23 protein-coding genes are annotated in these 22,563 nt (G+C 38.0%); 9 read left to right on the top strand and 14 right to left on the bottom strand.

The genetic code is table 11. The features are described from left to right. Positions 1 to 138: 138 nt before the first annotated feature. Positions 139 to 459, bottom strand: coding sequence for a type II toxin-antitoxin system PemK/MazF family toxin (locus FN756_RS09710; RefSeq protein ID WP_142603758.1), 321 nt, complete (start codon positions 457 to 459; stop codon positions 139 to 141). A gap of 16 nt (positions 460 to 475) precedes the next feature. After that, a complete protein-coding gene (locus tag FN756_RS09705) occupies positions 476 to 739 on the bottom strand; it encodes an AbrB/MazE/SpoVT family DNA-binding domain-containing protein (RefSeq protein ID WP_142603756.1) in 264 nt (87 codons plus the stop codon). Between the two features lie 160 nt (positions 740 to 899). Here FN756_RS09705 and FN756_RS09700 point away from each other — a divergent pair, with 160 nt between their 5' ends. Then, positions 900 to 1,802, top strand: a complete 903-nt coding sequence (locus FN756_RS09700; RefSeq protein WP_142603754.1) for a DMT family transporter — start codon at positions 900 to 902, stop codon at positions 1,800 to 1,802. Positions 1,803 to 1,891: 89 nt separating this feature from the next. On the opposite strand, the gene FN756_RS09695 is transcribed toward FN756_RS09700, so the two are convergent. From FN756_RS09695 to FN756_RS09680, 4 genes are all read right to left on the bottom strand, one after another. After that, complete coding sequence (locus FN756_RS09695) at positions 1,892 to 2,149, bottom strand: Txe/YoeB family addiction module toxin (protein ID WP_142603752.1); 258 nt, start codon at positions 2,147 to 2,149, stop codon at positions 1,892 to 1,894. After that, positions 2,146 to 2,400, bottom strand: a complete 255-nt coding sequence (locus tag FN756_RS09690) for a type II toxin-antitoxin system Phd/YefM family antitoxin (protein WP_142603750.1) — start codon at positions 2,398 to 2,400, stop codon at positions 2,146 to 2,148. The genes FN756_RS09695 and FN756_RS09690 overlap by 4 nt, the downstream gene beginning before the upstream one ends. A 61-nt stretch (positions 2,401 to 2,461) precedes the next feature. Then, a complete protein-coding gene (purT, locus tag FN756_RS09685) occupies positions 2,462 to 3,649 on the bottom strand; it encodes a formate-dependent phosphoribosylglycinamide formyltransferase (protein WP_142603749.1) in 1,188 nt (395 codons plus the stop codon). A 258-nt stretch (positions 3,650 to 3,907) separates the two neighbouring features. Continuing rightward, a complete protein-coding gene (locus FN756_RS09680; RefSeq protein ID WP_142603747.1) occupies positions 3,908 to 4,375 on the bottom strand; it encodes a hypothetical protein in 468 nt (155 codons plus the stop codon). Between the two features lie 169 nt (positions 4,376 to 4,544). Between FN756_RS09680 and FN756_RS09675 the strand changes: the two genes are divergently transcribed. Beyond that, positions 4,545 to 5,561 (top strand): threonine aldolase family protein, encoded by a 1,017-nt coding sequence (locus tag FN756_RS09675; RefSeq protein WP_142603745.1) that lies wholly within the window; start codon positions 4,545 to 4,547, stop codon positions 5,559 to 5,561. A 79-nt stretch (positions 5,562 to 5,640) separates the two neighbouring features. On the opposite strand, the gene gldC is transcribed toward FN756_RS09675, so the two are convergent. The 3 genes from gldC to FN756_RS09660 all read right to left on the bottom strand — a co-directional run bounded on the left by gldC (position 5,641) and on the right by FN756_RS09660 (position 8,166). Then, positions 5,641 to 5,976 (bottom strand): gliding motility protein GldC, encoded by a 336-nt coding sequence (gldC, locus tag FN756_RS09670; RefSeq protein ID WP_142603744.1) that lies wholly within the window; start codon positions 5,974 to 5,976, stop codon positions 5,641 to 5,643. Positions 5,977 to 6,134: 158 nt separating this feature from the next. Further along, a complete protein-coding gene (locus FN756_RS09665; protein WP_142603742.1) occupies positions 6,135 to 7,541 on the bottom strand; it encodes a DEAD/DEAH box helicase in 1,407 nt (468 codons plus the stop codon). A 52-nt stretch (positions 7,542 to 7,593) separates the two neighbouring features. Further along, positions 7,594 to 8,166 carry an ORF6N domain-containing protein gene (locus FN756_RS09660; RefSeq protein ID WP_142603740.1) on the bottom strand — a complete coding sequence of 191 codons (573 nt, stop codon included), beginning with the start codon at positions 8,164 to 8,166 and terminating at the stop codon, positions 7,594 to 7,596. A 125-nt stretch (positions 8,167 to 8,291) separates the two neighbouring features. On the opposite strand from FN756_RS09660, the gene FN756_RS09655 reads away from it, so the two are divergent. Then, positions 8,292 to 9,632, top strand: coding sequence for a dihydroorotase (locus FN756_RS09655; protein WP_142603738.1), 1,341 nt, complete (start codon positions 8,292 to 8,294; stop codon positions 9,630 to 9,632). A 144-nt stretch (positions 9,633 to 9,776) separates the two neighbouring features. On the opposite strand, the gene FN756_RS09650 is transcribed toward FN756_RS09655, so the two are convergent. Then, positions 9,777 to 10,934 (bottom strand): beta-ketoacyl synthase N-terminal-like domain-containing protein, encoded by a 1,158-nt coding sequence (locus tag FN756_RS09650; RefSeq protein ID WP_142603735.1) that lies wholly within the window; start codon positions 10,932 to 10,934, stop codon positions 9,777 to 9,779. A gap of 235 nt (positions 10,935 to 11,169) precedes the next feature. On the opposite strand from FN756_RS09650, the gene FN756_RS09645 reads away from it, so the two are divergent. The 3 genes from FN756_RS09645 (at position 11,170) to FN756_RS09635 (ending at position 14,840) form a co-directional block, all read left to right on the top strand. After that, complete coding sequence (locus tag FN756_RS09645; RefSeq protein ID WP_142603733.1) at positions 11,170 to 12,225, top strand: PLP-dependent cysteine synthase family protein; 1,056 nt, start codon at positions 11,170 to 11,172, stop codon at positions 12,223 to 12,225. 239 nt (positions 12,226 to 12,464) lie between these two features. Next, positions 12,465 to 14,321, top strand: coding sequence for a Fe-S protein assembly chaperone HscA (hscA, locus tag FN756_RS09640; protein WP_142603731.1), 1,857 nt, complete (start codon positions 12,465 to 12,467; stop codon positions 14,319 to 14,321). Positions 14,322 to 14,396: 75 nt separating this feature from the next. Continuing rightward, positions 14,397 to 14,840 carry an NUDIX domain-containing protein gene (locus FN756_RS09635; protein WP_142603729.1) on the top strand — a complete coding sequence of 148 codons (444 nt, stop codon included), beginning with the start codon at positions 14,397 to 14,399 and terminating at the stop codon, positions 14,838 to 14,840. A 110-nt stretch (positions 14,841 to 14,950) separates the two neighbouring features. Here the strand turns inward: FN756_RS09635 and FN756_RS09630 are convergent, their stop codons facing one another. The 3 genes from FN756_RS09630 to accC all read right to left on the bottom strand — a co-directional run bounded on the left by FN756_RS09630 (position 14,951) and on the right by accC (position 18,521). Then, a complete protein-coding gene (locus FN756_RS09630) occupies positions 14,951 to 16,156 on the bottom strand; it encodes a serine hydrolase domain-containing protein (RefSeq protein ID WP_142603727.1) in 1,206 nt (401 codons plus the stop codon). Positions 16,157 to 16,382: 226 nt separating this feature from the next. Then, a complete protein-coding gene (locus FN756_RS09625) occupies positions 16,383 to 16,967 on the bottom strand; it encodes a riboflavin synthase (protein ID WP_142603725.1) in 585 nt (194 codons plus the stop codon). Positions 16,968 to 17,042: 75 nt separating this feature from the next. Beyond that, positions 17,043 to 18,521 carry an acetyl-CoA carboxylase biotin carboxylase subunit gene (gene accC, locus FN756_RS09620; RefSeq protein ID WP_142603723.1) on the bottom strand — a complete coding sequence of 493 codons (1,479 nt, stop codon included), beginning with the start codon at positions 18,519 to 18,521 and terminating at the stop codon, positions 17,043 to 17,045. Between the two features lie 135 nt (positions 18,522 to 18,656). Between accC and FN756_RS09615 the strand changes: the two genes are divergently transcribed. Next, positions 18,657 to 19,157, top strand: a complete 501-nt coding sequence (locus FN756_RS09615) for a hypothetical protein (RefSeq protein WP_142603721.1) — start codon at positions 18,657 to 18,659, stop codon at positions 19,155 to 19,157. Between the two features lie 4 nt (positions 19,158 to 19,161). On the opposite strand, the gene arfB is transcribed toward FN756_RS09615, so the two are convergent. Next, positions 19,162 to 19,572, bottom strand: coding sequence for an alternative ribosome rescue aminoacyl-tRNA hydrolase ArfB (gene arfB, locus FN756_RS09610; protein WP_142603720.1), 411 nt, complete (start codon positions 19,570 to 19,572; stop codon positions 19,162 to 19,164). 80 nt (positions 19,573 to 19,652) lie between these two features. On the opposite strand from arfB, the gene cmk reads away from it, so the two are divergent. Together cmk and rpsA are read left to right on the top strand one after the other, a co-directional pair. Then, positions 19,653 to 20,336 carry a (d)CMP kinase gene (cmk, locus tag FN756_RS09605; RefSeq protein ID WP_142603875.1) on the top strand — a complete coding sequence of 228 codons (684 nt, stop codon included), beginning with the start codon at positions 19,653 to 19,655 and terminating at the stop codon, positions 20,334 to 20,336. A 163-nt stretch (positions 20,337 to 20,499) separates the two neighbouring features. Continuing rightward, positions 20,500 to 22,434 (top strand): 30S ribosomal protein S1, encoded by a 1,935-nt coding sequence (gene rpsA, locus FN756_RS09600; protein WP_142603718.1) that lies wholly within the window; start codon positions 20,500 to 20,502, stop codon positions 22,432 to 22,434. The last annotated feature ends 129 nt before the right edge of the window (positions 22,435 to 22,563 follow it).

The raw sequence follows: 22,563 nt of genomic DNA, 5'->3' as shown, positions 1-22,563 counted from the left end.
TTTATCTAGGAGCTTTATTCCTTTTTAAAAGAAGTAAAGGGGCTGGTGAAATCAATCTTTAAAAGAACAAATCTGAAAGCAAATCACAACAGATGAACCCTGCGGACAACATCGACAACGCAAAAACTATCGATTGATTTAGGAAAATAGAATTTTAAGAGCATTAACCACTGCCCCAGCTGTTTTGGTATCAAGTTCATCAATTTGATTTTTCAATCTAACTTTATCGACAGTCCTGATTTGATCCAGCACTATTTGACCTGCTTTATTACTCACTACACAATCTATTCTGGTTGGATAGTTTTTAATAGTTGATGTTAAAGGTGCTATAATAACCGTTTTCAGGTGCTTATTCACCTTATCGTTAGAAATGATAACGCATGGTCGAACACCGTTTTGTTCACTACCAATTGTTGGGCTTAGGTCTACCCAATAAATTTTAAACTGCAAATTATTCATAGATAAAATGAATACATTACCAAGTCCACTCTGTTTTATCGGACTCGTTGTCAAAGTGACCAAGCTCAGCTGTTTCCTCTGGAAGTTGCCCTGCTGCAATTGCGGCTTCAAATTGTTTATCCCAATCATCTAATGGATTTTCCTTTACTGGAGTAATAATAATCTTACCAGCAACAGCAACAATCTCTACCTTATTAGAGAAGTTAACAGACTCTAAGAATGATTTTGTAATGAGAACTCCTTGAGAGTTTCCATACCTTTTTACGGTGGCGATTTTCATTTTACCTACTTATTACTACAAATGTAATACATTTGTATTCTCAGTACAACATTTGTAATACAATGTTTTAAATAAAACTTCCGGCTGATTTAAAAAATAATCAACCACAGTTATTAGATCACCAGTTCAATGGTAATTTTCCTATTTTTCAGACCTATTTATGATTCAAAAGATTACTAAGAAATACCATTGGATTGCTGCCGGCTTAACATTTGCAATACTTTGGGCATCAGCGTCTACCGCCACTAAAATAGGTCTTAACGCAGCGCAACCTTTGAGTATTGCCATTGTTCGCTTTGGTGTAGCAGCCTTAATTATGTTGGCGTATTCACATTTAATAAGAGGAAATCGATTGCCTGAAGGTAAGGAATGGAAACAAATAGCCATCTACGGTTTGTTAAACATCAGCATTTACCTGGGATGCTACGTTATAGCCATGCAAAAAGTAACAGCAGGAATCGGGGCGCTAGCAGTGGCTACAAATCCGGTTTTCATTAGTTTTATATCCGTATTCTTTCTCAATAAGAAATTAACGTTAAACGTCATTATTGCACTTTGCATCTGTTCCGCAGGTGTAGTATGTGCAGCCTGGCCCTGGTTTAATAACACGACCGTAACAACTGAAGGGCTGATGATTCTTCTTTTTAGCATGTTATCGTATTCGCTTGCGGCCATTTATTTTTCTTCAAGCAACTGGAATAATTTGGATTTGTTCACCATTAACGGCTGGCAAACATTAATCGGAGGCATCTTGCTCCTACCTGTTGCTTGCTTTTATTACAACGGATCAAATAATCATTTCAACCTAACCTTTTGGGGAGCTGTTTTGTGGCTGGCCATCCCGGTATCCATTTTCGCTGTACAATTATGGTTGTGGCTACTAAAAACAAACACCATAAAAGCCGGAATGTGGCTCTTCCTCTGTCCTATTTTTGGTTTTTCTATCGCTGCTTTAATTATGAAAGATACCATAAGTACTTACACCATTGTTGGTGTTTTATTGGTGATGATCGGGTTGGTTTTATCTCAAAAAACCCAAAAGGATCATTTAGAGAGTAAATAACGAATCATTTTTTAGGGGATTAAAAGAACGAGGCGAGCTGTATGACATTAACAGTTCGAAATTGGAGCTCTCGGACTGTTAATATCATGCTAATAATAATGATATCTACATTGTAGTATTAATATAGAATCATCTTTAATTTTATAAACTAATCGGTGTTCTAAGTTTATTCTTCTTGACCACCAACCTTCAAGGTTATGTTTCAATGGCTCTGGATTACCACTTCCTTCATATGGAGTTCGACTAATCTCCTTAATAAGGTCATTTATTTTTTTGAGAATCTTTTTATCTGTTCCTTGCCAGTATATGTAATCATCCCAGGCGTCATCGGAGAATTCTTTCCTCATTCTTCGATTAACTCCCGCTCTTTACCTTGGCCCTTATTGAATTGCTCAATACCCCTTAGTAATCTAACTGCATTATTAGGACTCCTTAGTAAATAAAACGTTTCTAGCATACTTTCATAATCAGCTTTAGATATAACCACTACATCTTCACCATTGGCCCGCGTCACAAATAATGGAGAATGAGAGGTGAATACCTTGTCTAAGAAAGTTTTTAAGCTTTGTCTGAAATTTGAATATGTTGTGATTTCCATTGCTTAATCTTTTTTACAAATATAAGCTAAAATACAATATGTACAATAAGTTGTACAACACTTACAAACTCGGCGAATACTTACCATTCACAGTTATTTTTGAAGCAACAAGTTTTGCCCTTTCTCTTACAGTATCAGTAGAAACCGAATTTGTATCGTATGCTAAGGCTACAGCCATTCTTCTGTATTGCTTGGTATACGGTTTTCCGAATATTTTAAAATCAGATTTTGGAATGGCAGCCGCTTCCTGCAAACCGTCGTATGTTGGCTGATCATTATTTTCTTCTGAAGCTAAAACCACGTAACTAGCTGCTGTTCTTTCCAAGGTAATTTCAGGAATCGGTAAACCTAAAACAGCACGAGCGTGTAATTCAAACTCTGAGAAATTTTGTGAACCTGCCAATGTTACCATACCTGTATCATGCGGACGAGGTGATAATTCGGAGAAATAAACTCCTTTATCGGTTAAGAAAAACTCTACGCCCCATAATCCTGCACCACCTAAAGCTTCGGTAATTTTAGCAGCCATGTCTTTAGCTGCGCTCAAATCTTTTTCAGTGATAAGTGCCGGTTGCCAGCTTTCCATGTAATCACCGCGCTCTTGTCGATGCCCAATCGGACTGCAAAACAACGTCGGGCCATTTTGTTGGGTAACCGTTAATAACGTTATCTCCGAATCAAAGCGAATAAATTCTTCGATAATTACTTCTTGCACCTTTCCCCTACCCTGAGTCATCGCAAAATCCCAGGCTTTATCCACCTCATCAGCTGAACGAATAATAGATTGCCCTTTTCCTGAAGACGACATAATAGGTTTCACCACGCAAGGAATACCAATCACTTCAACTGCTTTTTTGAAATCTTCGGAAGTAGATGCGTAAAGGTACTTTGCCGTAACTAAACCCAGCTCCTGAGCAGCTAAATCACGAATCTGTTTTCGGTTCATCGTAAAATTAGCCGCCTTCGCGCTCGGAACCACCTGCACTCCTTGTTGCTCATACTTATAAAACTGCTCAGTGCGGATGGCCTCCACCTCTGGTACAATAATATCAGGCTGATGAGCAACTACTATACGGTCGAGCTCTGCTCCATCCAGCATATTGATGACTTCAAACTCATCGGCTACTTGCATGGCAGGTGCATTCTGGTACGAATCAACAGCAATGACATATTGCCCTAAGCGTTTCGCTGCTATCACAAACTCTTTCCCAAGTTCACCTGAGCCCAGTAACATTATCTTTTTATACATGTTTTTATTTTTATGGCTTTCAAATATAGCTGAACTAAAACATTTTTAGCTTTACGAATTAAAGCGAGAAGTAAAAAGTGGAAAGCGGAAAGTGGTAAGCAGAAGGTAAAAAGTAGAAAGGATAAAACAAAACCCGCATGAGCAGTAAGCTCACAATCGGCCATTAAAGTAAAATTAGCGGGTTCTTGATGGCCTATTAAAAACAAAACACTTTCAGAAAAAAGAACATGGTTTATAGACTATGAACCATCCCCTATCTTAATCATAAAACAGTCCCCAGTCATCTTTAATATCATTGGTTTTATCGAATGATTTTACCCATTCAATAAACAATAACTTAAACTGTTCGATTTCATCACGCAATATCTGAAGGTAATGATTGTTAGATAAACCTTCAGCCTGACAAAGTGAGGTTTGGGCAAGTAATTCACGGGCATGAATTTTAATAATAACCGCGTTTTCCATTCGAAGCGTAAACAAATCACCGCCTTCAGCTCCTGATATTTTTGATCCTATAACGTAAGCATTCTGCAACATCATCGATCTAATATCTAGATCATCTTTTTTAGGGTCAATTGATTCACAAATGGCCTGAGTTATAGCGGCAATTTCCATTGCTTTTTTATAAACCGGCAAATTGTGAATACGTTCTTGTTCTCTTTGAAACTCCGAAGGATCGAAATCCTCTTCGTTAAAGTCAAAATCATTATCCTCATCGTCGAACATAGTCTAAGAATTTGGTTTACTAAACCTACCATTTTTTTCTGAATAATTTGTTTTTAAGGAAGTCAAGAACCTTCATCTGATATTTTTAACTCTTGACAAGAATTTTTACTGAAATAATTGTTCTTTGTCTGAAAAGAATGCTAAAATTAGCACCTAAAAAACTGCTAAAATGATTGACCTAAGAAGTGACACTGTAACAAAACCTTCTCCTGCAATGTTGGATGCCATGAGGCATGCAAATGTAGGCGACGATGTATATGGAGAAGATCCGACAGTGATTGAACTGCAAGAAAAAGCAGCCAACCTATTTGGTAAAGAAGCAGGATTATTTTGTACCTCGGGAACGATGACCAACCAAATTGCTATAAACTGTTTTACCAGTCCATTGGAAGAAGTTATTTGTGATGAAGGCGCTCATGTGTATTACTACGAAGGAGGTGGAATTGCATTTAACTCTGCTGCTTCAGTAAGAACTTTACCTGGTATTCGCGGTGTATTTACTGCAAAACAGGTACGCGATAATATTAACAAAGATGATATTCATCATCCCACAACCAGTTTAGTGGTGATTGAAAACACAGCAAACCGTGGTGGTGGACATTGTTGGGAACTGGGCCAACTGGAAACAATTTCAAAAGTTTGTAAAGAAAATAATCTAAAACTTCATTTAGACGGAGCTCGCATTTTTAATGCAATTATAGCCAAAGGCTATTCAGCTTCGGAAATCGGGCACTACTTTGATGGTATTTCCATTTGTCTTTCTAAAGGATTAGGGACGCCTATCGGTTCGGTATTATTAGGCACCAAAGAATTTATTCATAAAGCTAAAAGAGTTCGAAAAGTGATGGGCGGCGGTTGGCGGCAAGCCGGTTATTTGGCCGCGGCTGGCATTTATGCCTTAGACTTTCACGTGGAACGCTTAGCTGAAGATCACAAACGAGCTAAAGTTTTGGAAGATGTATTGAAACCACATCCTTTAGTTAAAGAAGTTCTGCCTATCGAAACCAATATTGTTATTTTCGAACTGGTAGATCACATTTCCGAGGTCGAATTTATTTCAAAAATGAAGGAACATGGAGTTTTATGCGCTTCTCCAGGCAAAAAACGGGTTCGTTTTGTAACGCATTTGGATTTTACAGATGAGATGTTGGAGAAGACGGTGGAAGTCTTAAAAAAGATTAAATAGTGTCAGTCTGAGCGGAGTTTTAACGTCAGCCTGAGCGAAGTCGAAGACTAAAAACTTCGACTCCGCTCAGACTGACAAATTAACTATGCTTCTCAATTCCCATTTTTTCTGCAAAATGAGCGCAGTAGTCACGCAAATCTTCTACGATGGCTGTTTCCCCTGTTGCACGCAAAAAAGTATCACCCATGGTCATTAAAGTTTCAAAAAAGAATTGCTTCATTTCATCAACAGGCATTTCTTTTGTCCAAAGGTCAATTTTCAACGTGTTTTTATAGTTATGATCCCAGATGGATAGCATAAAAGCTTTTGCAGGCAATGCATCTTTACTTTCTGAATCAGTTGATTCCCAAGTAATGTTTTCCGGTATTTTATTGTCGTCGAGCTCTACAGTTAATTTGATTTCTGATTTTTTCATTGATTATATTATATTGGATTACACCGATTAATTATTGATTACACTAATTAGAATTGTGAGTTTCGGGTAAGGAATTAAACAAACCTCTATCCTAAAACCTTTGACCTACTACCCCAATGCCTACTAATGACTTAAGACTGATGATTCAATACTGAAGATTATCTTCTCTTTCTTCCGCCGGCACTTCCTTTACCGCCCGGCACCGGACTGCTTGACCGGGATGCTACTTTTGAATATCCTGATTTCGAGTCTTTCTTCTCCTTGAAACCTTTCCCTTTTTTTCCATCCGATTTCTTGGCACTGGCAGCAATTTTGGCTGCATGTTTTTTCTCATGAAAAGCCCCTTTAAATTCAGGGTTCTCTTTTCGTTTCTGCATATCAATTTCGCGAGCAATGTTTTGTTTTTCTTCGAAAGGAGTTTCATCGATGAAAACCTCCGAAGGAATTCCAAAAACAGGAATTTGCTGGCGAATCAGTTTCTGAATCTTATTTAAATGATACTCTTCTGCAGGGTTGCAAAACGTAATGGAATCACCCGTTTTGTTAGCACGACCTGTACGCCCGATACGATGCACATAGTCTTCATAAATCAACGGAACATCGAAATTGATAACGTGACTTACATCCGAAACATCCAAACCACGGGCCGCCACATCGGTAGCTACCAGGATTCGGATATTATCATTTTTAAAATCATTTATTGAATTGATACGTGTATTCTGTCCTTTGTTGGCATGAATCACCCGCACTTGCTCAGCTCCGAACTTGCGGCTCAAATAATGAAAAATATTATCGGCAGTTACCTTACTCTTACAGAATATGATCAATTTGTTTACGCTCTCCTCATCTTTAAGCAGATGCATCATTAAGTTGATCTTCGTTTTAAAGTTCGGAACAAAATACAATGCCTGACTTACGGTTTGCGCCGGAGTTGCCTGTGGAGTAATTGCCACTTCTACCGGAAACTTTAAAAAATCACCGGCCAGATTGCGCACCCGGTCAGACATGGTTGCTGAAAACAGTAAATTCTGACGCTTACGCGGAACAATTTCTAAAATACGATGTATTTGAGGAATGAAACCCATGTCCATCATCTTATCAGCCTCGTCAATTACAAAGTAAGTAAGGTGCTTTAAAACGATGTGTTCATCCAGGTATAGTTCCATGAAACGGCCCGGAGTTGCAATCAAAACATCGATACCTTTTGAAAGCGCTTCTTTTTGAGTTTTAGGCCCCAATCCACCATAAATAGCAAGCACCCGAAGATCAGTATAGATATTCAACAGATCGATGGCATCTTTTACCTGAAGCGCCAATTCGCGTGTAGGAACCAAAATTAAAGCACGCGGATCTTGTCCTTGAGCATATTTTAATTTCATGAGCATGGGCAAAACATAGGCAGCCGTTTTACCGGTACCGGTTTGCGCAATTCCCATCAAGTCTTGCCCTGCAAGTATTGGTGTAATGGCCTTTTCCTGAATCAGTGTAGGCTCCTCAAAACCTGCATCTGTAATTGCATTTAAAATCTGCTTATTGAATTTGAAATCCTCAAACGTTTTTGCCATGCAGCAAAGATAGTGTATTCAAGTTGAGAATTGTGGATGGAAGAGTTCGAGATTACTCTCCTTTAGGCTTATTCTCCTTTTCTTCTTCTTTCTTAATCTGAAATCCGATGGGTGATCGTGGTGTTTTGCTCGTATTTGTAGTCTTTTTTGATTCCAACACCTGTAAGAGCACTTTGAAAAACAACTCTATCTTTTCGACAGAATTGTTAGTTTCGATTTTACTTTCAGTTTTAGCAGTTGCTGAACTTTTCTTTTTGGCGTCGACCGAATTGCGAAATTTTATAAATGATCTGACTACGAAAATATCAGTTTCAATGGCTACCCTGGTATTTAAAATACTCGATAGCATCACAGCTCCCTGCTCTGTAAAAACATAAGGAAGTTCACTTAAGCTGCCGTGTCTTTGCTGACTTGGTGCTAACTTCAGGTATTCTTCATACTCGTTCTCCGTTAATTGGAACATGAAATCATCAGGAAATCGAAAGCTGTTTTTTTGCACTTGTTCAAGTAAACGCTTGGTTGTAACTTCATACATAGAAGCCATTTCACAATCAAGCATTACTTTATGTCCTCTGAAAAAATAAATCTGGGAGGCTATATTAGCTTCGTTAACTAACTGTTTCATAAACGATTAATCCTATCATAATTTACTTTAAAACTTCTCAAATAACAATAAGGCAAACATTTCAATTAACAACAGAAAAACCAACCATTTTTTTTGCATTTTTACTCATCTAATTTTGAAAACACATGAGCACCATCCTAATAAAAAATGCAACTATCGTTAATGAAGGTAAACAGTTTATTGCCGATGTATTTGTTAAAGACGGATTGATTGACAAAATCGACAAAAACATAACACTTGCCGCAGACAAGGAGATTAATGCAGAAGGGCAATATCTTTTGCCGGGCTTTATTGATGATCAGGTACATTTCCGCGAACCAGGACTTACGCATAAGGCAAATATTTACACTGAATCAAAAGCTGCAGTTGCAGGAGGTATAACTTCATTTATGGAGATGCCCAACACTGTTCCCAATACGCTTACTCAAAAGTTATTAGAAGATAAATACAAAATTGCTTCAAAAACATCCTTAGCGAATTACTCATTTTTTATGGGTGCTAGCAATAAAAATTTAGAAGAGGTATTAAAAACAAATCCTAAAAATGTTTGCGGGGTAAAGGTCTTCATGGGTTCTTCAACCGGAAATATGTTGGTTGACAATGAGCAAACACTGGAAGGTATTTTCTCAAAAGTACCTATGCTTATTGCAACTCATTGTGAAGATGAGGCTACCATTAAAGCTAATTTGGAACATTTTAAAACTGAATATGGAGAAGATAAACTAACGCCTGAAATGCATCCGCTAATACGTAGTGCTGAAGCTTGCTACACCTCCTCTAGCCTGGCTGTTGATCTGGCCAGAATGTTCAACACGCGATTACATATTCTGCACATCTCTACAGGAGTTGAGACCACCTTATTCCACAATCATACCCCTTTAAAAGATAAGCGTATTACGGCAGAAGCTTGTATTCATCACCTTTGGTTCAGTGATGCCGATTATAAGAAAAAAGGAAATTACATCAAATGGAATCCGGCTGTAAAGGCAGATAGAGATCGCAAGCAAATTCTAGAGGCGCTAATCAATGATCATATTGATGTAATTGCTACTGATCATGCACCACACACGATTGAAGAAAAAGAACAACCTTATAGCCAAGCTCCTTCGGGCGGGCCACTTGTGCAACATGCCCTTACGGCAATGCTAGAACTTCATAAACAAGGTAAAATCACTTTAGAAAAGATTGTTGAAAAGATGGCACATAACGTGGCCATTTGTTTCCAAATTGAAAAACGTGGTTTTATTCGTGAAGGTTATCATGCTGATCTTGTGTTAGTGGATCTGAACTCACCTTGGGTAGTGAACAAAAGCAACATTCTTTACCATTGTGGATGGTCACCTTTTGAAGGGCAAAAATTTCACTCAAAAGTTACCCATACCATTGTTAGCGGAAATTTAGTGTACGCCAATGGAAATTTTGATGAAAGCAGTAAAGGACAACGCATGCTGTTCGAAAGGAATTAAGCATTGAGAGGCTTATTTAAAGCAGAACAATCTATTTTTATCACGTTGAGCGGAGTCGAAACATTTTTCATTGATGTTACAGCCCCTTCGACTCCGCTCAGGGTGACACGAGAGGGCCCACTTTTCTACTAAACTGACAACACGTTAGTCTTTACTTACCAAAACACTTACAGCATTTCCTCCAAAGCCAACGGCATTTACCAATATTTTATTAAGCTTATGCTTTTGAATTATAGTTCCTAAATACGGAATACCAATAAAGATTTGATGCTGAAGCATAAGCAATGCCATTTCCATACTTAGTGTGCCTGAGGCGCCAAAGGTATGGCCAATTTTCCATTTGTTTGAAGTAAGCAAGGGCTGATGAGCACCAAATACTTTTTCAACTGCCCGAAGTTCTGCTTCATCGCCTTTTATCGTTCCCGGAGCATGCAATATTACCGCATCAATACTTGCAGGATCATGCCCTTCAATGGCCATTCGCATTGATTTTTGCATGCACTCCGCATCTGTCGAGATAGAAACATTGTGTTTTTGCAATTCGGTTCCATATCCAATTCCAACAATATAAGCCAAAGCTTTTTCACGCTCACGTTCTAAACAGAACATAGATGCCCCATCTCCTAAAATCATGGAATTATGCTTTTTCTTAGGATCAAGTGCACGACAGGGAAACTCACCTTGTTCATGAGAATAAATCTTTAGCGATTTCATCTGAGCAATAGTGAAAGGCGTAAGCGGAGCCTCACTCCCTCCTACTAAAAACTTGTCGCTTAAACCCGATTGAAGCCAAGCCACTCCATTTAATACAGCATGCAATGCTGATGAACATGTTATGGAATGTGAAATTTCCGGACCCTGCGAACCTAAATCATAAGCGACCCAGCTGGCAATATTGCCGAGTGTGGTGGTCGGCGAGCTTAATGGATCGGTTACTTCCTTACCGATAAATCCCTCGTGATACTTTTCAAATAGTGTAGTTGCTCCTCTTGATGAACCAACGTTGATTCCGAAATTATCTTCAGCTTTCCATCCTGCTTGCATTACGGCTTCACGAGCAGCCACAAGTGCATAATGCACAGATGGATCCAATTTTTGATACTTTGAATTTTCTGCAATAAGGGCCTTTACTTTTGATTGTTCTTGGTGTTGCAAAGGAGCCATCCACTCCGAGTCATGTAAAACAGGTTGCTTTACAAACAGATGTTTAGGCTGAAGGTAATTCTCCCACACTTGTCCAGCAGACGAGCCAAGTGCCGACACCGATCCGTATCCTGTAATAGCAATCTTCAAATTTTTCATGTGCTCCAATCGTAAATTTCAATCAAGGGCAAAAGTATTGAACCTATAACAAGAGGGAAAATTTTCTTTTGATTATTTCAATTAAAATCGAATAAACCAAAACCTGCTTATTCACCTGGACTACATCATTGTCAGTTTTTTTTCATAACATATACATTTACAGATAAATACAATTGATTTTCATTTTTCAATTCCATACCTTTGCGACCGTAAATCTAAAATCAGTAAAAGACTTATGATTGAACAATTAAATGGTTCTTGCTTTACTCCGGCCTTAGAAAATAAGTTTCGTCACCTATGGAAAATGGTAGGAAATACTCCAATGTTGGAAATTCACTATACCTATAAAAACGAAGCGAGAAAGATCTATGTAAAATGTGAGCATTATAATCTTACAGGAAGTATCAAAGACCGTATGGCTTTATATATTCTTGAACATGCTTACAGAAGCGGAAACATCAAGCCTGGCGCTACCATTGTTGAAGCAACCAGCGGTAATACCGGTATTGCGTTTGCAGCTATTGGTAAAGCTTTGGGTCACAATGTAACGATTATTATGCCTAACTGGCTCAGTAAAGAACGTATCGATATCATCAAAAGTTTGGGTGCTGATGTTATTTTGATTAGCAAAGAAGAAGGTGGCTTCCTGGGAAGCATTAAACTTTCTCAAGAAATGGCTGCTACCGACCCGAACGTATTCCTGCCAAAACAATTCGAGAATGAGTTTAATTGTAAAGCTCATGAAATTTCAACGGGTGTAGAAATCTGGAATCAAATGCGCTCAGTTGGAAAAACTCCTGATGCTTTTGTAGCAGGTGTAGGCACAGGCGGAACAGTTATGGGAGTAGGAAACTCGCTCCGTACAAAAAATCCGAATATTAAAGTTCATCCTTTGGAACCTGCTGAATCACCAACACTATCAACCGGATATAAAGTTGGGTCACACCGTATTCAAGGAATTTCTGATGATTTCATTCCTGCCATTGTTAAATTGAACAATCTTGATAAAGTAATGCAGGCTTCAGACGGTGATTCAATTCTTGTAGCGCAGAAACTTTCAAAACAATTAGGTTTAGCTGTAGGAATTTCTTCAGGCGCTAACATTATTGGTGCAATCAGATTACAGAATGAGATGGGACCAAATGCAAATGTGGTTACTGTTTTATCAGATAGTAATAAGAAATACCTAAGCACCGATCTAATGAAAGATGAACCTGTAAAAGAAGGTTATCTTGCTCCAGATCTTGAGTTCATCGATTTCAGCCCAATTGAACGATGTAATTGCATTTAACCACTTAATACTCCTCTATATTGAGCCTTTCATTTAAATTGAAAGGCTTTTTCTTTAACAACATTTATTCGTTAATCTAGTGTCAAAATCCTGTTTTTGCCTCCAGAGTCAAACTAATCCTTATCTTTGCCCTTAATTTAAAAAGTTATCAGTTATTGGTTATCAGATAATAGTAAATCTTGAAAAGACTCTATATGCAGCCAATAACATGTAACTACTTACTAATAACTAAATAATAGATGGCGAAAGTCTCAATTAACCTTTCTACAGGCTCACTACAAAAAGAAGATATTATTGTCGGCATTGACCTTGGAACCACTAATTCATTGGTGGCTTTTATTAATCCTGAAAAACATCCACAGGTCATTAATGATATGGGCAAAGGAGTATTGGTCCCTTCTATTATTCATTTTCCCAATAGCGGCAATGTTATTGTCGGCAACGATGCCAAATCGCATTTACTTGAAGATCCTGAACATACCATCTTTTCAGTAAAACGTTTGTTAGGTCGATCATATAAAGACATCGAACACTACCAAAATTTCTTTTCTTATAAGATTGTTGATGACGATACCGAAACATTGGTAAAGGTTAAAATCGGAGATAAGTTTTACTCTCCTATTGAACTTTCAGCTCTGATTTTAAAAGAACTTAAAGCCCGCGCCGAGCATGCTTTAAAAACTCCGGTAACTCGTGCCGTCATCACCGTTCCTGCTTATTTTAACGACTCTCAACGGCAGGCTACCCGTGATGCAGGTAAACTTGCCGGATTGGATGTTTTACGTATTGTAAACGAACCAACTGCGGCTAGTTTGGCTTATGGCATTGGCTTAAACCCTGAAGAAGAAAAAACAATTGCCGTTTACGACCTTGGCGGTGGAACTTTTGATATTTCCATCCTGAAAATACAAAACGGTATTTTCGAAGTATTATCAACTAACGGAGATACTTTTTTAGGTGGAGACGATTTCGACCGTTCCATCATTAATTTTTGGATAGAACGTAGCAAGCTTACTCCGGATGAGCTAAAACAATACAAAGAGATTCATCAATCCTTACGATTGAAAGCCGAAGAAGCGAAAAAACACCTCAGTTTCAAATATCATTTTGAAGGTGAAGTTCAAGGCATTAACTGCAACATCGACAAGAAAACATTCGAAATGTTGATCATGCCAAAGGTGGAGCAAACGCTAAAATGCTGTTCAAATGCACTCAACGATGCAAACCTTACAGCAGCCGACATAGATTCAGTGATTATGGTTGGTGGTTCTACGCGAACACCTTTAATCAAAAAATTAGTAGCCGATTTCTTTGATCAAACTGTAAACGACACTCTTGATCCTGATGAAGTGGTTGCATTGGGAGCCGCTATTCAAGCCGATATTTTATCAGGCAACCGTAAAGACATTCTTCTACTTGATGTAACTCCGCTTTCATTAGGCGTGGAAACCATGGGCGGATTAATGGACGTGATCATTCCTCGAAACTCAAAAATACCTACCAAAGCAGGCCGACAATACACAACCGCTATTGACGGACAAGCAAACATGAAGATCTCTGTTTTTCAGGGAGAACGAGATTTGGTAAACGCCAACCGTAAACTTGCTGAATTTGATTTAAAAGGCATTCCGGGAATGCCTGCAGGACTTCCGAAAGTGGATATTAATTTCCTTCTGAATGCCGATGGCATTTTAACCGTGCAAGCCATCGAGCTTCGTTCGGGAGTAAAACAAGAAGTGGAAGTTAAACCAACTTATGGATTAACGGACGCTGAAGTTGAAAAAATGTTAATTGAGTCCGTTACGCATGCGTCCGATGATGTTGCAACACGTATGATAATTGAAGCGCGTACCGAAGGCGAACAGATGCTTTATACGGTTGATCGCTTTTTGCATAATCAAGGCGAACATTTAAATGAAGCCGAAATAGCAGAAACCAAAAGATTAACTGAAGAATTAAAGTTGATTCTTCCAACAGGAACTAAAGATCAAATTCTTGCAGCAATTGATATATTGAATGAATATACTCGTCCTTTTGCTGAGCGTGTTATGGATATTACCGTATCACAGGCAATGAAAGGCAAAGCAATAGAATAATCTTGAGAAGAATTTTGTTCCTAGATTTTTATCTTTAAAATTCGAAACAAGGTTAAAGAGTAGATAATTAAGTTGATGAAAGTAAGACCCTCAGTAGTAATTTTAGAAGGTTATTCGGTTTTGTTAATGCGATATGTATATAATGGAACCGAAGTGTATTGTTTGCCGGGAGGAAATCCTGATCCTATGGAGACTCTACAAGAAGCCGTTGAACGTGAGCTAAAGGAAGAGTTAGGTTTAAAAGTAGAAGTACAGGACCTTCTTTTCGTAGCCGAAACGCATAAACCTGAAAAGCAAGAAATTGTCTTGCATCATATTTTCGAAGGAAAAATTGCAGAAGGCAATCCGACAATAAACCCTGAACAAACCAGTGCATTATCAGCAGAATGGATCGAAGTCGACAAACTGGGTGATAAAAACCTCTATCCAAACATCGGAGCCGAAATCAGCATTCTGTTAGGTTTAGGCTCAAAGGATAGGATCACCTATCTGGGAAACATTAACCAGCACTGGTTTTAATAAATTATTCAAATTTATAAATGATCATCCTGATTTACAGAGAGGAGTCAAAGAAAAAGATCCGAGTGTTCTGACCCGGATCCCTTTTATAGTTTCATACATACTACCTGTTAATCTGTAATATCTTCCTCAATATTTTGTACGTTATTATCTTCTTCAAGTATTTTCAACAGGCTCTTGATGCGATAAACTGTACCGTTTTTACAATTTGAAAGAATAATGATTACATAATCATCTTGGGGGCTGAACCAAAACAAAGTGCTATAGCCTTTCCACCAGCCATTATGATAAATATATTTGGCATGTTTTTGATCTTCATCAAGCAACATTCGGAAACCGTAACCATAATTTTTCAAACCTTTTCGTTCAAAACTGCGTGGTTCAAAAGCTTCATGCAGAGTTTTCTTGCTTAAAAGACAATTTGTACTCAACGCTTTATACCATTTCAACAAATCATCAACAGTAGAATAAACACCTTTATCTCCACATACATTATCATAGTAATCCTTGCAAATCAATCTTCTCCCTTCATGACCTTGCGTTCTATTGATATTGATAGAATCATTGCTTGTTGTTGATAGCCAGGTATTTTTCATACCCAAAGGCATAAAGACCTCTGAACGCAAAAATTGATCAAATGGCTTCCCTGATACCTTTTCAACAATAGACGCCAACAACATAAAATTGGTATTGTTATAAGCGAAACTTCGGTTAGGTGAATTATAAAGGGCCGGTTTTGACTGTTTAAACCAACGAATAATATCAAGATTAGTAGGAGGCGTTTTTACTCTACGAACGCTATCATCAAATGCATAGGCATAGTATGGCAAACCACTTCTATGCGATAACAACATTTTAATTTGAATTCCAGGGTAAGGAAATTCAGGAAAAAACTTCTGAACAGTATCTTCTAAACTCAACTTTTTCCGTTCGTATAACAGTAGCACGGCTGCGGCAGTGAACGTTTTCGACATGGATGCCAGCTGAAATTTTGAATCGATTCGAAGCGTATCATTCCGTTTTCTATCAAATTTGGCAAATCCAAATGACTTTCTGTAAAGCACCACTCCTTTTTGAGCAACGAGTACATTGCCATTAAAGCCTTCTCTCTTAACTTTCTTTTGAATTGCTGTATCTATTTGGTAGGTTTTCTTATCAGCATGAATTCGTTTCCTGATTCTTGCCAACTTAGCCGGGCTGAGTTCATCTTGTTCTATACAAATTTTAGTTTGTTGATGAGTTTGTGGTTTGTTTTCAGTGCATGACTGAAATAAAGTACTTACGATTAAACTACAAAGGAGTATTTTATGCTTCATCCTGATCACAATCATTTCCTATACAAGTACAAAAATGCAATTTTATGTTACTTAAGCAAGAGTAATTTTTACATGAATTAATACGAGATAAATTTCACTAACCCGTTGTGAGATTTGACTGACACAAGCTGAGCGGAGTCGAATCGTTTTTGCAATAAGTTTTCAACTTCGCTCAAACTGACCACTATTGAAAATCAGTATCTTAATATCGCACAACGCGTTCTCCCTATTTATTCATTAGTCGGGCAACATACTTACCGATAATATCAAATTCTAAGTTTACAACAGTTCCAATGTTGATCATGTGGAAACTAGTATGCTCATAGGTATAAGGGATAATAGCAACTGAAAACTCTCCTTCTTTAGAATTTACAACTGTAAGGCTAGTTCCGTTAACGGTTATTGAACCCTTTTCTACAGTCACATTTCCTTGAGAAGGATCGTATTGAAAGGTAAATTCCCAACTTCCGTCTTTAGCTTCAACTCTAGAGCATATTCCGGTTTGATCAACATGACCTTGAACAATATGCCCATCTAATCTTCCGTTCATCAACATGCAACGCTCCAGATTTAGCTTATCTCCTACTCCAATTTTACCTAAATTGGTTTTATTTAACGTTTCTTCAATTGCAGTAACTGTATGTGTTTGCCCATCAAGTTTTACAACCGTTAAACAAACACCATTGTGAGCAATGCTTTGATCGACCTTCATTTCATTCGAAATTGATGATTCAATTGTAAAATGAAGATTAGAACCTTCGTGCTCAATATTTTTAACAACCCCTAGGGTTTCGATGATTCCTGTAAACATTCTTTCAAACTAATTATGAATGATAAATTATAAATACTGAATATTTATAATTCAAATTTTATAATTCAACATTTCTTAAATCCTACTTCTCATTTTCCAGTTGCTTCTCTCCGAACTTTGCTGAGAAACAACTGTTGCAGGTTTACTGAATAGCTTTGCGGCTATTACAGCGGCAATTTTTGACTCCTCTTCATCCTCAATAAAATTCAGACTTTCACTGTTAAAGTATTTTTCAACGAAATGTGTATCGAAATTCCCCGAAACAAAAGCCTCATGCTCCATCACAAAACGCCCGAATGGTAAAGTGGATTCAATACCTGTAATTTTATATTCTTTAATGGCCCGTATCATACGTTCAATGGCTTCTGTACGGTTTTCACCAAAAGTAATCAGCTTGGCGATCATCGGGTCATAATAAATTGGAATTTCCATACCTTGCTCAAAACCATCGTCAACACGTATACCCGGTCCCTGAGGAGTTTGATAAGTGGTTAAAGTACCAATATCAGGAAGGAAATTATTATTTGGATCTTCAGCATACACCCGAAGTTCTATTGAATGACCATTGATTCTTAAATCATCTTGCTTAAAACTCAAAGCCTCTCTCCGTGCCACCTTAATTTGTTCCTTAACCAAATCGATACCTGTAATCATTTCAGTTACCGGATGCTCAACTTGCAAACGGGTATTCATTTCCAGGAAGAAGAAATCGAGATTTTCATCAAGAATAAACTCTACCGTTCCTGCACCAACATAATTACAGGCCCGGGCTACATCCACAGCACAAGCACCCATTTGCTCACGAATCTCTGGTGTCAGCACCGATGAAGGAGCCTCTTCAATTACCTTTTGGTGACGACGCTGCACCGAACATTCACGCTCAAACAGGTGAACAATATTGCCATGCGTATCGCCTAATACCTGAAACTCAATATGACGAGGAGAAGCCACGTAACGTTCAATGAATACAGAACCGTCACCAAAAGCTGATTGTGCCTCGCTGATTGCGCGAGTCATTTGCTCTTCTAAATCGGCCTCTTTTTGAACTATACGCATACCTTTGCCACCTCCACCGGCTGAAGCTTTAATCAAAATTGGGAAACCAACCTGAACAGCCACTTTTTTAGCTTCTTCAACATTAGCAATGGCTCCTTCGGTTCCCGGAACCAATGGAATATTATATTTTCTGGCAGCAGCTTTAGCAGAGAGCTTATCGCCCATCATTTCCATAGCTTCTGGTGATGGACCAATCAAAATAATTCCTGCCTTTCGAACCTGACGTGCAAATGCTGCATTCTCTGAAAGAAAACCATATCCGGGGTGAATTGCATCGGCTCCTATTTCCAACGCCGATTTAATAATCTTTTCTCCCTGTAAATAAGATTGATTTGAAGCTGGAGGTCCAATAAGCACTGCTTCATCGGCATAACGCACATGCAAAGCATTACGATCCGCCTCTGAAAAAACAGCGACGGTTTTTATACCCATTTCGCGTGCAGAACGCATAATTCGTAGAGCAATTTCTCCACGATTGGCTACTAGTATTTTATTCATTTTCAGTATTATTGATTGGTCGAGAACGCAAAATCCTAAAAAACAAGCTGTTTTAAACTTGTCTTATTGAACTGCATAATTTTTGAATTGCTAAAATTAAGCTAATTTTTTATTAAGTAAATGCTGATATCAATTATGAAGAAATTCCCCATATTAATACTTATTTCCTTTTTTGGATTTTCTGCTTTTGCTCAAGATTTACAAAGTGCTCAAAATGAACTGAACGATTTAATAAAAAGAAGAAATGAATTATTTCAGGAATGGAAAAGAAATGAAAATGAAAACAATGCCTTTTTCGGAGGAAAATCAAAAAAGGACTTACAACGAATTATAGAAACGCAACAAACCATTATTAATATAGATAATGAAATTATGACAGCGATTCAAAAAGTTGAAGGTCAACGTTCATCAGCTGTGATAGCCAAAAGAGATGATTTATCCGAGCGGACTTTAAAATTTGATCAGGAACAAAAAAGACTTCAAAATCTCATTTCTCAACGCAATTACAAAATACGCAATCAGGATGAACAATTGGGAGACCTGGAACAACGTACTAAGAATCTTTCTTATGCTTTATTTATCTGCGTTTGTTTATTAGTAGCTCTCAGTTATTTCACCGTAGCTTGGAAAAAATAACCTGCTATTCCAAAAAACTCCTTCCTCGATTGATCTTTATATAAGCCCTTGCTTGTTTTTCTTTTAATCGTTTTTCAACAGATGCTTTGGAGGGATTGGTTGCTTTACGCTGTTTTTTAATCTTTAACGATTTTTCAAGCAGATGTGCCAACTTTTCAATTGCTTTCTGCTTATTTAACAACTGACTTCTATCCTTTTCGCAAACTACCTTTATTAAATTATCATTCGTAATCAAACTTTGCAATTTGGTTAATAATACTTCTTTCTGCTCGGGATTAAACAAGTTGGATAACAGAATATTAAAACCCACTTCTACCTTACTAGCAACCTTATTTACATTTTGACCACCCTTTCCACAGCTTCGTGAGGTTTGGTAAATCAACTCTTTGGCCAATGCCATCCTATCAATTTTCATTTTACTACTATGCCTATACAATTAACAAAGCTGCACAAAATCAGCGGATTTTTTTATTTTTGGCCGTCGCAACCCTAACTATGCCCAAAAACTGTATCATCGCCATAGATGGCTATTCTTCCTGTGGAAAAAGTACCATTGCTAAAGCTTTAGCCAAAAGACTTAATTTTATTTATGTCGATTCAGGCGCTATGTACCGGGCGACTACTTTATACTTTTTACGCAATGGTATTGATTGGCATAACCATGATGCTGTAGTTGAAGCCTTAGAAAAGGTTCACATAGAGCTTCACCTTGAAAATGATCAAACTCAGGTTTTATTAAACAATGAGGACATTTCACAAGAAATTCGTCAAATGCCCGTTTCTCTAAGCGTAAGTAAAGTTAGTGCTATTAAAGAAGTGCGTAAAGCCATGGTTGCTTTGCAGCAAAAAATGGGTAAAACGAAAAATATAGTAATGGATGGCCGGGATATAGGCACTACTGTTTTCCCTAATGCGCAGCTTAAAATTTTCATGACAGCAGAGCCCTTGATTCGAGCAGAACGTCGTTACAAAGAACTTGCAGCTAATGGTGAAACGATTACAGTACGTGAAGTACTTGATAATTTGAAAGATCGAGATCACGCCGACACTACCCGCGAAGAAAGTCCGCTTCGCAAGGCAGAAGATGCAATTATTTTAGACAATTCACACATTTCACCCGAACAACAGTTAGAATTTGTTGAGAATTTGTACATGAATTGGACAGCTCAAAAATTTTAAAAAAACAACCGCATCAGCCCCGAAAAAAGGGTCCGCCCCCCTGATTTTTACTTCAAAACTCTTTTCGTCCTCATTTTCAATTAAATAATATTTCACTTATTTCAGAGATTATCGTTACTTTTGCATCCCGCCAAAGGGCGGAAAAAGGAGACATGAAAAATTAATGGCTAAAAAAGACAAAGAACAAGAAGTTCTTTCAGCAGAACTGAAAAACGTTGCTCTTGAAAACGTAGAGAAAGTTTCTCGTCGTGAGCAAATTGAATCTGAAGCAGATTCATTGTCAATCGAAGACATCAAGTCTAAAAGTTTGACCCCAACCCCAGGCGACTTCGATTGGGACAACACAAGCAAAACAGGCTTCGGTAACTACACCGCAGCAGAGCGCGAGAAAATGGAAGCGATTTACGCTACCACTCTTAGCTCAATCACCAAAGGAGAGATCGTTACCGGTAAAGTGGTATTGATCAACAACAAAGACGTGGTATTAAACATCGGTTTTAAATCAGATGGTTTAGTTTCATTGTCTGAATTCCGTGACCAACCTGATCTTAAAGTAGGCGACAACGTTGACGTATTCGTTGAAAGTCAGGAAGATGCTAACGGACAATTAGTACTTTCACGCAAACGCGCTAAAACCCAACGTTCTTGGGAAACTATCAATAGAGCGCTCGAAATGGACGAAATCATTACTGGTTTTGTTAAGAGCCGCACAAAAGGTGGTCTTATTGTTGACATTCAAGGTGTGGAAGCATTCTTACCTGGGTCACAAATCGACATCAAACCTATCCGTGACTACGATGTTTACGTAGGTAAAACTATGGAGTTCAAGGTGGTTAAAATCAATCACGAATTTAAAAATGTGGTTGTTTCACACAAAATCCTTATCGAGGATGACCTTGAAAACCAAAAAATCGACATCATCTCTAAACTTGAAAAAGGTCAGGTACTTGAAGGTACTGTTAAAAACATCACTGCATTCGGTGTGTTTATCGACCTTGGCGGCGTAGATGGTTTGTTACACATTACCGATATTTCATGGGGTCGTATCGAACACCCAGAAGAGGTATTGAAATTAGATCAGAAAATCAACGTTGTTGTTCTTGACTTTGATGACGATAAAAAACGTATCGCTCTTGGCTTGAAACAATTACAATCACACCCTTGGGAGTCATTAGATACTAATCTTGCTATTGGTTCTAAAGTTAAAGGTAAGATCGTTACTGTAGCTGACTACGGTGCGTTCTTAGAAATTATCCCAGGTGTTGAAGGTTTGATCCACGTTTCTGAAATGTCATGGTCACAACACTTACGCAATCCTCAAGAGTTCATGAAAGTGGGCGATGAGATTGAAGCAGTTGTATTGACACTTGACCGCGAAGAGCGTAAAATGTCATTAGGTGTAAAACAACTTTCTCCAGATCCTTGGGTTGGTGTTGCTGAAAAATATCCTGTTGGAAGCAAACACAAAGCAGTTGTTAAAAACATGACCAACTTCGGTGTATTCGTTGAAATCGAAGAAGGAATTGACGGATTGATCCACATCTCTGACCTTTCATGGTCTAAGAAAGTTAACCACCCTCACGAGTTCACTAAAAACGGTGAAACTTTAGAAGTGGTTGTACTTGAAGTAGATGCTGAAAACCGCAAACTTAGCTTAGGTCACAAACAATTAGAAGAAAACCCTTGGGATACTTTTGAAACTATCTTCACGTTAGATTCAGTTCACCAAGGAACTATCATTAAAATGGCCGATAAAGGTGCTATCGTTGCTCTTCCTTACGGTGTTGAAGGATTCGCTCCTACTAAACACTTGGTAAAAGAAGACGGTAAATCTTTAGGTGCTGATGACGTAGCTGATTTCATGATCATCGAATTCAACAAAGATTCTAAGCGTATTTTGGTTTCTCACTCACGTATTTGGGAAGAAACTAAACAAGCTGAGCGTCAGGTTGAACGCGAAGTGAAGAAAAAAGAAGCTGGTGTTCAGGCTAAAGCTGTTAAGAAAGTGAAAGAATCAGTAGAGAAAACTACTCTAGGTGATCTTAACGTTCTTGCTGAGCTGAAAGAGAAAATGGACAAAGAAGACAAAAAGAAATAGATTCAATATTCTTTTTAGATAGAAAAGCCCCGCAATTGCGGGGCTTTTTGCTTTTTTTTCATTCTGAAAACGTTTTATATTTCTACCTGCTTTGTTCAAGTTAACAGTGATCACTGCATATAACTCAGC

Origin of the sequence: Solitalea koreensis (assembly GCF_900182575.1) — a bacterium.
In the GTDB taxonomy this organism is placed as follows: domain Bacteria; phylum Bacteroidota; class Bacteroidia; order Sphingobacteriales; family Sphingobacteriaceae; genus Solitalea; species Solitalea koreensis.
The sequence above is the reverse complement of the archived record's forward strand: the minus strand, read 5'-3'. Positions and strand labels throughout refer to the sequence as shown.